The sequence below is a fragment of the Alkalibacterium sp. m-11 genome, from assembly GCF_054658155.1.
In genome coordinates, this window is sequence record NZ_BAAGIR010000065.1 from 1 (window position 1) to 11397 (window position 11397).

The following is an 11397-nucleotide window of genomic DNA, read 5'->3' on the forward strand; positions in this document are numbered from 1 at the left end:
AACGAAGCGTTGCGATTAACCGTAGGGATTACGGGGTTAGCCTGATAAAGTAACCGACCGATAGGTTGGTGTTCTCAGGAATCCCCCACTTCAAGGAGAGTTAGCGAGTAAGTGGGGGTAGTTCAATCGGCTATCTGCCAACTGCATTCGGAATGAATATCTTTATCGTCCTGCCGATCGGTTTTCTGGCCGTTATTGCTGTAGTCTTTCTGTTGGGTAAAAAAGTCGATACGATGCAACCTGAACACACTGACAAATAAAGCATAGTAAATACTGATAAAAAAAACATAAGAGCATGTTTTTCTGTATTCAGGTAAGTTACCTGTGACAGGAGAGACATGCTCTTTTATATTACTGATTTAGGAGCGGATCCAAGGTGACTAAATGATTTACCCACTGGAGTCTGACCTCAAGAATCAGTCAGGAGTCCGTCTGACCATAAAAGCCGTTTCAGTCGATTCCTTAAACCCATTTTTCTTGTAGAATGAGAAAGCCGGCACGGAATAATCAGTGACCAGAGTAATATAGTCGATTTCAAGAGTCTTAAGATGAACAGATAACTCTTTCATAAAAAAACTGCCCAGTCCTTGTTTCTGCTCGGATTCCTTGACAAAGAATTCCTTGATATAATACTCGCGGCCCTCCCACCAGTTTGTGACATAACCGAGTGCTCCTCCAATAACTGCATCTGACTCATCCACCAAGACGAAAGAGAGGGTATTGCCGTAATCGGTAAGGTCCTTCAGATAGCTATCCACCTGTGCGTCGTCTACCCATTTGTCATTCCAGGGTTCAGCTGAAAACACATCGACAAAGATTTGCCTCATTTCTTCATAATAAATACTGCTTAACTGTTTGACTTCCATAGTTGTCTCCTTCTGCGAATTCTCTAATATATAATAGAAAGTATAGCATGTCTCAAGTTGCTCCAGGGATAAAAAATAGAGTTAGTCAGGTATGGTTTAGAACTCGTTATATTTGCGAATTAGGATCAGTTGTTTTACCATTTACGTACATCAATGCATTATAAGACTGCAGACAATAAAGGAGAGAGTAGAAATGAAGATAGAGGTAGTCAAAGAAGATATTACAGAGATGAAAGTTGATGCAATCGTCAATGCGGCTAACAAATCTCTTTTAGGTGGAGGAGGAGTGGACGGGGCGATTCACCGGGCTGCAGGATCTAAGCTTAAAGAAGACTGCAGAAAACTGAATGGCGCTGATACAGGGGAAGCGAAAATTACAGAAGGCTTTGATCTGCCGGCCCGTTATGTGATCCATGCCGTTGGCCCGGTCTATAATGACGGATTCAGAGGAGAAGCTGAAGTCGTGCTATCAGAACAGTATGAGTCTGGCAGAACAGTATAAGCTGAAAACCATAGCTTTTCCTGCAATCAGTACAGGAATCTACGGGTACCCTAAGGAAGAAGCAGCCGAGATTGCGGTCGATACGATCAGATCTTGCGAAACAGACAGTTACTCAGTTGAAACAGTCTATCTGGTAGCTTACGATGACGAGACGTTTACCAGCCTGAACCAGGCAAAAAACAAGAGAGGATAGTGTCACAATGAAAAAATATATACGCTTTGGATTAATGATTCTTACTTCAACCCTCATCATGTATGGACTTATGTATCTTAACACATATGAACGCTCACATGTGTATTTCAGTGAGACACGTGTTTATATGGCAATTATGATGGGCGCAGTGATGGCGATTGTCATGATGCTGTTCATGTGGAAAATGTATAAGAATAAAAAATTGAACAGTATTATACTGACAGGTTCAGTTGTCGTTTTCGGACTCATGCTGTTTTTAGTACGTAGCCAGACGACTGTTAATGAAGTATCCTGGATGAGATCCATGATTCCACATCACTCCATTGCTATCCTGACCAGTGAGCGTGCGAATTTTGAAGATGAACGCGTTCAGCAGCTGGCAGATGAAATAATAGAGGACCAGGTAGAAGAAATCGCAGAGATGGAAGCATTGATCGAAGAACTTCAGAATGAAGAAGACGAGGACAGTCCCGAAGACGACTAGCTATAAAAAACAACTTCTATCTAAGTCTATGCTAATTAAGCAGACTTGAGATAGAAGTTGTTTGTGTATTTATTTACTGATCTGAAACAGGCTTGGATTCTTCAGGAATTTCTTCTGTTGAGTCTTTAGTCTTACCTAGGGCATAAGTCAGGGCATAACAGGCACCAGCGAGAGCCAAGGCTACAACCAATCTAAAGAATGCTCCTGATCCAGTCAGGTCATCTAATGCATTTGTATTAGCCACTACTGCAATAGGGGAGGCTAATACTAGTCCAAGAATTGAAGCATAAGTGAAGCCGGGCTGCGTCTTGAAGAAGTAGTCGATTACTTTACTGATCAGAATGATACCAGCTACCATACCTAATGCAAAAGTAATTAATAGGATAGTGACCGGGACAAGTGCTTCAAAGTTCCAGTTGACCAGCGCTTCTGTAAACCCGTTGATTGTATTGATAACAGCATAGTAGTAGCCAATGATCAGCATGAGCAAAGACCCGCTCACTCCAGGAATGACCATGGCTGCAGCCGATATGAGGCCGACGAAGAACAAAGCAATCAGCGAACCGATTCCGAGACTGACGCTCTGTACGCCGCCCCCGGCCACTTCAGCTACTCCCATCCAAGTAACAATCAGGAAGAAGATAATGAACAGAACAAAGTGAAGTGGACCAATTGTTTTCTTCTCAGCTTCAAGACTTTTGTAGAAAGATTTTCTTAAGATCGGAAGGCCACCTAAAATCAGCCCGACGAAGGCAAATGCCGTATATAAAGTGTAACTACTCAAAAGCCATTCGATGACGATAGAGAATCCGGCCACCCCGGTCAGTGCACCAATAACCAGTGGTACGATTATTTTTAAACTAGGCTTCAGTTCCTGTCTGAAATGAGTGACCGCATGAATCACATCGTCATAAATACCGAAGGATACAGCCATGGTTCCTCCAGAAACTCCAGGAATGATATTTGAAATCCCGATAAATAATCCTTTAATTGCCATCCATATGAATTGCATAATAATCTCCTTTACGTTAATTAACGGTCGATTGAAATTCTGTGTACGAGAATCATTTTACCATATATTTTTTAATTTGATAGTAGAAAAAAAGGCCTTATCCAGTCCAGCAATGTATATACGGATAAGGCCCTTATATAATTGTTCAGTTCAGCTTATCTATATATTTCTTGACCTGTCCGAGGAATCCCTGATCACAGGCAATCTGAAGTTCATCGCCAGGGAGAAGGACAGTATCACGGTGTGGCATGAATTCATTGTGGTGTCTCTTGATTCTTACACACTTAGCATTATAAGGAAGAGTAAGTTGACTCATCTGCATACCGTCCAAATAACTGTTTGGCTCGACAAAGACATCCATATAGATTAGTTTACCTTCAAAAACAGTGGGAAAGCGGTTGGTCTTATTATATAGAGTAATTTCGTCAACGGGTTCAAGACCTAGGATATCTGCAATAATATAGGCAGTAAGACAGACGACAGCAATTGGCATCATCTGTGTGATTGATCCCGTAATTTCTGTCAGAAGTACGATAGCTGTCAGAGGAGCTTTTGAAATAGCTGTGAAAAATCCACCCATTGCAAAGATAACAAAATTACGGATGAATTCATCTTCCATTCCCGTTCCTCTAAGAGCAAGATTTCCGAAGATGCCACCAAGTACTGCACCGATAGTCAGCATTGGAATAAGCATGCCGCCTGGAATACCCGATCCATAGGCGATCTGGAAGCCGATGAATTTGAATAACAGGATTGCAAGGAGAATCGTTGTGGACGTTCGAACAGAAGCAATATCAGTAATGATACCTGTTCCTCCACCAAGCATATCCTGCCAGAAAAAGCCGGTAGGAATAACCAGAATGAATGGAATAAAGCCGTATAGATAAACTGGAACAGGTAAACTGGCATAAATTTTCGGCATAATGAACAGCACCTTATGAAATACCCAGCCTGCAAGAGCAAGCAGAACGCCTAATAGCACAAGATAAAGATAATGTTCCAGAGGAAACTCCGCCATTCGGCCTAACGCAAGAGCCGGTTGTGACCCGAAAATATGGAAGGCCAGGAAATTCGCAGTAACGGAAGCGGAAAACACTGTGAGAATAAGTACGCCGGAAAACCTGTGGTGAACCTCTTCAAGGATGATGACCAGACCGGACAATGGCGCATTGAAGGCTGCGGAGAGACCGGCTGCCGCACCACTTGAAATAAGTATACTCTCCTGTGACTTGTTTCCTTTCAGAAAAGAGTTAATTCCTTGTCCAACGACCCCGCCGATCTGGATGGAAGGCCCCTCTCGACCGACAGGAATACCGAGCCCCAGGACTAGGGTACTTGCGGCAAATTTACGCCAGAGAATAGACACCCAGTTCAGTTTCAGCGTTCCAAGAAGCTGACCTTTGAGTTCAGCGACCCCATTCCCTTGAATATCCGGATCGTCTCTTCCCATCAATATAACGAGAAAGCCTATAAAAAGGACAAAAAGAGACCAGCCGATGATCCATAAAGGGTTGTTCCTTAAATAAGAATAAATAACCGGCATGAAGTTTAATGTAGTATAAATGGCCATTCTAAAAGCACTGACAACAGCACCTGCGACTGCGCCCACTAGAATCCCTTTCAGGACATAACTGATTCTAGACCAGTCGATAAATTTCAAGCGTTTCATTTGGAAACTCCTTTAAAGCTAGTTTAGTTTAATTTGTCCAGCTGTTTTTTGACTTCAGATACAAAGCCGCTGTCTGCTGTGAAAAACAGCTCGTCTCCTGACCAGAATACCGTATCTTGGTGCGGAATGAACTCGTTATTGTGTCTTCTGACCTTAACCAGTTTCGATCCGTAAGGAAGTCTTAAGTATCGGGCCATCATGCCATCCAGATCACTGTCCGGCTCAACGGATACTTCAAATTCAATGACTTCTCCTTCAAAGACTTTAGGAATCTGATGTATTTTCTTCTGAAGCAACTCTTCATAAACCGGATCAGAGCCAAGAAAGTCAGCGACAACATACGCTGTCAGACAGACAACCGCAAGAGGCATCAGATGCGTTACTGTCCCCGTCATTTCAGTGATCAGCATAACTGCAGTGAGCGGGACTTTGGTCACGGCAGTTAGAAGGCCGCCCATTGCATAGATGATGAAGCTTCTGATGAATATATCTTCGATTCCCGTAATCCATAAAGCACCGTTTCCGTAAATAGCTCCCAGTAATGCGCCCAGGCTGAGTACTGGGATGAAGATTCCCCCTGGCAGACCTGATCCATATGAGATGTGAGAATAAACGAAACGAAACAGGAAAATACCTACCAGCAGGTGTGTGCTTATGCGCCCGGAACTGATTAATAAGATAATACCTGTCCCTCCACCAAGCATTTCAGGAAGAAAGATTCCGATGGGTATAACTAGAATAAATGGAAGAAAGCCATATAGATAAGGTGGAATAGGAATTTTTTGATAAAGTTTAGGCATATACATCAGAACTTCTTGATAAGCCCACCCCATAACTGCTACAAATATCCCCATGATTACCAAGTGGGCATAATGCTCCAGAGGGAACTGAAGAAGTGACCCGAGATCCAGCGCAGGCTGCACACCGAAAATCGTATAGGCAACAAAGTTAGCTGTAATTGATGCAGAAAAAGCAGTCAGGAGAAGAACACTAGAAAATTTATGGTGCACTTCTTCCAGTATGAACATGATTCCTGATACCGGGGCATTGAAGGCAGCGGATAAGCCGGCACTTGCTCCAGCAGAAATAAGAATATTCTGTTGAGACTTGTTACCTTTAAGGTAGTGATTGACCCCTTGACCAACCGCTCCTCCGAGCTGAATGGAAGGGCCCTCTCGACCTAATGCAAGTCCTGAACCGATGGGACAGCACGCCTCCAACAAACTTACGCCAGAGGATAGACAGCCAGTTCAGCTTCAATACCCCGTGAAGCTGTCCTTCGATATCCTGGATCCCTGATCCTTTAATGTCCGGTTCGTCTCTGATCATCAATGCAATAATAAATGCTATAATGGCAATACCTAATATTAATGGTAGAATCCATACTGGATTATTTCCTGCAAAGGCATAAACATCACGCATGAATGTCAGCATCGTCTCGATGGATACGCGGAACAGACTGACGACGATTCCGACGAGTACGCCGACCAGCAGCCCTCTAGCTACGTAAGCTATTTTAGACCAGTCAAACAAATTTAATGTCTTCATTATTTATAAAACTCCTAAAAACCACTTTAGTATCTTTTACATAAGTACTAAGATAACGAATATACAAGTGAAAAGCAATACAATGATCCTAATTGACTGAGTATTCTAATATATGTTCAGATAACTGCATGTAATTAAGGCAATTATTGCACAAGGATCGAAAGCATGCTACGATTTAACGAGATACTACGAGGAGGAACTGAAATGATTCTAATGGGTGTTGAACTGACCATTCTGATTTACGATTCATACTCCTTGAAAGACAAGCGCAGCACGGTCAAAAGTGTCGTGCATCGCATTAGAAACAGGCATCATCTGACAACTGCAGAAGTTGACGAGTGGGACCTCCACAATAAGGCTGTGCTGGGCTTCGGCGTAGTCGGAAGCAACCGTCAGCTTTGTCGGCAGCAGATCGAAGCGGCTCTGAAAGATGTAGAAGAGCATTATGAAATTGAAATACTTCATGTCGAGTGGATCGAAGCTTAGCGACCACGGACCCGTCAAAACTAATTAAAAGGATGAACGCGATGACTGAACCGACAATCGATAGTTTGAAAGAGCATTCCGGAGACTACAGGATGATCAATCTGCTGATGGGCTATACTAAAAGCCAGATGATGCAGATAGCTAGCAGTCACGGTCTGACTCTACCCAAAAGCTGGAAGAAGATAAAAGTCGCTGAAGCGCTGATGCCGCATATTCTTCATCAGGCTCAGACACTTTATCAGGAAATTCTGGATGAAGTTTTATCCATCATTTCAGAAAGCAATCAGAACGTACTGCCTGTAAAAGACAGTGAAAGTCTGAAAAGTTTCGCACCACTTATAAAGAAAGGCTTCTTTTTTGCAGTGACGGTAGAAGACAGCTCTATCGTCATTATTCCGACTGAGCTGATAGACGCCATAAATGAAGGCAGGCCACAAGAGGATGTCTTTCAAGCCATCCCGTCCGATGCTCAGGGAGAAGAACCAGCTGATAAGTTGACTGAATTGAGAAATCAGTCTGCTGATGGAGAAGAGGAGACATCCGATCATTCTGAAAAAACATATGACCTGCTGCTGAAATGGAAAAAGCAGCTGACAGCGATATACGGCGGCTTTTCAAGCAGTCATCTTCATGAGGTCTGGAACAGGTACTATACGGATTCTCTGACTGAAGAAGAAATTACTGAGATACTTACTGACTAATTTATATTAGAAAAGAGGAAAGCGCATGATTAGAATACTGATCGATTCTGGCATCGACCAGAACAATTATATGAAAAAAACATATGACTATGACTTTCTGCCATTAAGCGTCATTATTAATGAAAAGGATTATCTGGACCAGGTGGAACTGTCTCTGGAAGATGTGCACGGCTATATGAAAGAAGGGATTCTTCCTAAAACGTCTCAGGTTTCTCCCAAGACTGTGATCGATACCCTTGATGCCTGCCGAGAGAGGGGAGAAGATGTCATTTACATTACTATCTACAGTCAGTTTTCCGGGACCTATCAGGTTGCACAGACAACTGTGGAAGCGTATTTGGAAAAATATCCTGATATGAACATCGCTGTGATCGATTCCAAGGGTGGCTCTGGCGGAGGGGCCCTGCTGGCTCTTCAGGCAATGGAAATGGCCAAGAAGAATGAAGATTTCGAAACCATCGTCAGCCAGACCATAGAAAATACAGAACACATCAAGTATCACTTTACCTTGAGTAATCTGAAATGGCTCGTCAAAGGTGGGCGTCTGCCGAAAGCAGCTGGATATGCCGGAGATGCATTGAATATCAAGCCTTATCTATCTGTAAACGAAACGGGCATTTACCTGAAGAAACTGGTCAGAGGTCAGGACCGAATATACAAGCGGATGATAAAAGATGTGAAAAAAGGGATAGACGGCTTTACCGATCAGCTGGTCACGATCAGTCACGTCAATGACATTGAAAGCGCAAAGCAACTCGAAAAAATGGTACAGGAAGAACTTCCGGATGTTACCACACAGATTTTTGATATCGGAGCGGTACTGGCTGCCCATTTAGGCATAGGCGGCGTTGGTGTATTTTACTTTGATCAGAAACCGTCGCAGTATATGTACATTGAAGAATAAGAAAGCTGCGGGAATCTCAGAATAACGACAGACAGGATCTGAATGAATAGAAAGCTGTTCTCCTCCAGAAGAGGGAAACAGCTTTTTTGTATGGAATTATCAGAAGAAGCTGTTAGGTGGAGTACAGTGCATATTATTTGTTCTTTATTAATACCTTGGCTATACTGAAAGTGTTCAATAAAAAAAGGAAAAGGAGTTTGATAATATGGATAATGTCGGAGATTCGTTTCAGCGAGGACTGAACACGTTCATCGATTTTCTTCCTCGTTTGTTAATGGGGTTACTACTTATTCTAGTAGCCTGGGTCGTCGCTACTCTAGTGAAGAAAGCAATCATTAAAGGGCTGAAGGCAACAGGTCTTGCATCAAAATTACAGGACTGGGGTGCAGCTAATAACGAGAACCAGGGACATTCGATGGTCAATGCCTTAGGTAAAGTAGGGTACTTCCTGGTATGGGTATTCTTCCTTCCAGGTATCTTTTACACATTCGGACTTGAAGCAATTGGTCAGCCGATTCAGAATATGCTTGATACGGCATTTGCATTCCTGCCTAATATCATCTCAGCTATTGTTATTCTCGTATTAGGTTTCTATGCAGCTAAATTCGTCAAGAATCTGGTTTATAATCTTGCAGTTGCTGCCAATCTTGACCGGTTCTTGAATAAACTCTCAGGTTCTGAGACGGCTACATCAGATGTTGAAGACAGCAAGGGAACGATTGCATCAGTATTGGCTAATATCGTATACTTCCTGATCTTAGTACCAATTATTCTGATTGCACTGGATGTTCTTGATATCGATACGATTGCTCAGCCGGTAAGTGATGTACTCAATACAATCCTTCAGGCTATACCAAATATTCTTGTAGCCGTTGTGCTGCTGGCTATTGGTATGGTGCTGGCTAAATTTGTTGGAGACATTGTGACCGACCTGCTTAGAGGAACAGGTTTCAACAAGTACTCTTCATATCTAAGAAAATCAGCGAATATGGATATCGACCTAGCTCATGCAGTTGGACAAGTCGTTGCTGTACTGATCGGTCTGTTCTTCCTGGTAGAAGCACTTAATGTTTTGAATCTTCAAATGTTGAACATTATCGTTGGCGCAGTAATTGCTTATCTGCCTAATGTACTGTTTGCAGCCATCATCATTGGACTGGCATTCGTTGGAGGACAATTGCTGGCTTCAGGAATCAAGAAAGCAACAGGCAGTCCCTTTGCAGGCGTTATGCTTAAATATATCCTGATCGTTTTTGCAGTATTCATGGCACTTGATCAGCTGAACTTTGCTTCAAGCATCGTGAACTTTGCATTCATGTTCATTATTGGTGGACTTGCAGTAGCCTTTGCCTTGGCATTTGGACTTGGTGGACGCGACTTTGCCAGAAAGCAGCTTGAACGTGCTGATAAAAAAATTGAAAAAGAAAGCAATAAATCAGGAGATCCATCAGTTGAACCAACAGTTGACTCAACTGACCAGTCATCACCAGACTTATAAGATTAACTAGACAATATAGGGCAGATGACTCAATTATGTCATGAAGCCGTAATTGAATAGTGGACACGACCATCGATAGTTCCTTATTGGAAAAACGGTGGTCGTGTTTTTTGTTATAAAATAACCATTTATCAAAAGTAAATAGACTGATCATGTCCTTAATAATGAATCAATCTGACAAAAGTGGAAGATACTTACGAAATTGGTTATACTGGAAGAGTAGCTTAAAAAATGAGGTGAACAACTATGAAAGTAGAATTAGTAGGCTGCATTGTAAAAAGAGGGCAGGGAGATACATGTCTGAAAATGGCAGCCAAAAAAGGAGTTAACGGTGGTACGGTCATCAGAGGGGAAGGAACAGTACAAGGCAGAGTATTGAACAAACTGGGTCTGGATAAAGTCCGAAAAGAAATAGCTGTATTTATCTCTGACGAATCGACAGCTCAGACAGCAATGATGCATATAGCTGACACTATGGGGATGACAAGAAAAAATAAAGGGATCTGCTTCAGACTCCCACTTGCAGGTGCAATGGGCCTTGTCAAACAACAGGCGGCTGATCAATCTGAACTAATCGATCCAGCTGACAGTCAAGGTTTTGACCAGGAATGGAATCAGATGGAAAATAAAGGAATAGATACGAAGGAGCCGGATAATATGTTTCAGGCGATTGTTGTAATTACAAAAGAAGGTCAATCTGAAATAGTGATGGAGGCAGCTCAGGCAGCAGGTGCCCAGGGCGGCACAGTGATTCAGGCACATGGCGCAGGAGGGTACGAGACAAAAAAAGTATTCAATATGGAAATTGAGCCTGAAAAAGATATGGTACTGATCATTTCATCCAGAGATCAGACCAAGGCTATTACTACAGAAGTCAATAAGGTTTTAGGACTGGAAAAACCAAACTCCGGTATTCTATTTGTAGCGGATCTAAGTGAAACGATAGGAGTTATTTAAATTAAAAAAAAGGGGAATAATCTGACATGCCTATACTAATTGAAAAAATGCTTGAAGTCACACGTTCAGTTACCCCTATCTTTCTCTTTGTTCTGATGATTCATTTTTTCCTTGTGCCGTTTTCTTCAAGTCTATTAATCGCCTTTTTTCTAGGCACTCTAGCTATCGTAATCGGCCTTAGTCTATTTCTGGTCGGTGTTGATATTGCTATAACGCCTATTGGAGAATACATAGGAAAAGGAGTAGCGAAATCCAACCGTATCTATGTCCTGGTTACTGTGGGTTTCCTGATCGGTTTTATAATATCGGCAGCTGAACCTAGTTTAACGGTACTAGGAAATCAGGTCAGTATTGTCACTAGTGGAACGATCGACAGTTTTCAGCTGATCCTGACCGTTTCGATAGGTATTGCAATTATGGTAGTCGTAGGGCTGTTGAGAATTGTATATAACTCAAGTTTCGCACCCCTAAGAACGACGTTCTATCCTTTTACCGTAAAGATCAGTTAGAATATTGAACTTAAAAGTACAGAAAAAGACACCTCTCTTTGGTAAAATGTAGTTACCAACAAACATTC

General features: G+C 42.3%; 12 protein-coding genes and 1 pseudogene. 8 read left to right on the forward strand and 5 right to left on the reverse strand.

What is annotated here, in order from left to right; translation table 11 throughout:
- Positions 1-416 precede the first annotated feature (416 nt).
- A complete protein-coding gene (locus ACYQ2O_RS07675; RefSeq protein WP_346024926.1) occupies positions 417-866 on the reverse strand; it encodes a GNAT family N-acetyltransferase in 450 nt (149 codons plus the stop codon).
- A 193-nt stretch (positions 867-1059) separates the two neighbouring features.
- Here ACYQ2O_RS07675 and ACYQ2O_RS07680 point away from each other — a divergent pair.
- Positions 1060-1561 (forward strand): annotated as a pseudogene (locus tag ACYQ2O_RS07680) (O-acetyl-ADP-ribose deacetylase).
- Between the two features lie 7 nt (positions 1562-1568).
- Positions 1569-2045, forward strand: a complete 477-nt coding sequence (locus ACYQ2O_RS07685) for a DUF305 domain-containing protein (protein WP_346024925.1) — start codon at positions 1569-1571, stop codon at positions 2043-2045.
- A gap of 73 nt (positions 2046-2118) precedes the next feature.
- Here ACYQ2O_RS07685 and ACYQ2O_RS07690 read toward each other — a convergent pair whose 3' ends face one another.
- The 4 genes from ACYQ2O_RS07690 to ACYQ2O_RS07705 form a co-directional block, all read right to left on the reverse strand.
- Positions 2119-3057: a DUF368 domain-containing protein gene (locus ACYQ2O_RS07690; protein ID WP_346024924.1), complete on the reverse strand. Its 939-nt coding sequence runs from the start codon at positions 3055-3057 to the stop codon at positions 2119-2121.
- Between the two features lie 145 nt (positions 3058-3202).
- A complete protein-coding gene (locus tag ACYQ2O_RS07695; RefSeq protein WP_346024923.1) occupies positions 3203-4726 on the reverse strand; it encodes a ClC family H(+)/Cl(-) exchange transporter in 1524 nt (507 codons plus the stop codon).
- Between the two features lie 23 nt (positions 4727-4749).
- The gene (locus ACYQ2O_RS07700; RefSeq protein ID WP_346024922.1) at positions 4750-5946 is read right to left on the reverse strand and encodes a ClC family H(+)/Cl(-) exchange transporter; all 1197 of its coding nucleotides are present in this window, start codon (positions 5944-5946) and stop codon (positions 4750-4752) included.
- Positions 5843-6274, reverse strand: coding sequence for a chloride channel protein (locus ACYQ2O_RS07705; protein ID WP_346024921.1), 432 nt, complete (start codon positions 6272-6274; stop codon positions 5843-5845). Before ACYQ2O_RS07705 ends, ACYQ2O_RS07700 begins: the two co-directional genes overlap by 104 nt.
- A 204-nt stretch (positions 6275-6478) precedes the next feature.
- Between ACYQ2O_RS07705 and ACYQ2O_RS07710 the strand changes: the two genes are divergently transcribed.
- From ACYQ2O_RS07710 to ACYQ2O_RS07735, 6 genes are all read left to right on the forward strand, one after another.
- Positions 6479-6760, forward strand: a complete 282-nt coding sequence (locus ACYQ2O_RS07710; RefSeq protein ID WP_176759650.1) for a DUF503 domain-containing protein — start codon at positions 6479-6481, stop codon at positions 6758-6760.
- Positions 6761-6801: 41 nt separating this feature from the next.
- On the forward strand, positions 6802-7461 hold the full coding sequence (locus tag ACYQ2O_RS07715; RefSeq protein WP_346024920.1) for a hypothetical protein: 660 nt from the start codon (positions 6802-6804) through the stop codon (positions 7459-7461).
- A 25-nt stretch (positions 7462-7486) separates the two neighbouring features.
- Positions 7487-8365 carry a DegV family protein gene (locus ACYQ2O_RS07720; protein ID WP_346024919.1) on the forward strand — a complete coding sequence of 293 codons (879 nt, stop codon included), beginning with the start codon at positions 7487-7489 and terminating at the stop codon, positions 8363-8365.
- A gap of 205 nt (positions 8366-8570) precedes the next feature.
- Complete coding sequence (locus ACYQ2O_RS07725) at positions 8571-9863, forward strand: mechanosensitive ion channel (RefSeq protein WP_346024918.1); 1293 nt, start codon at positions 8571-8573, stop codon at positions 9861-9863.
- 246 nt (positions 9864-10109) lie between these two features.
- Positions 10110-10820 (forward strand): P-II family nitrogen regulator, encoded by a 711-nt coding sequence (locus ACYQ2O_RS07730; RefSeq protein ID WP_346024917.1) that lies wholly within the window; start codon positions 10110-10112, stop codon positions 10818-10820.
- A 26-nt stretch (positions 10821-10846) separates the two neighbouring features.
- Positions 10847-11329, forward strand: coding sequence for a DUF1538 family protein (locus tag ACYQ2O_RS07735; protein WP_346024916.1), 483 nt, complete (start codon positions 10847-10849; stop codon positions 11327-11329).
- The last annotated feature ends 68 nt before the right edge of the window (positions 11330-11397 follow it).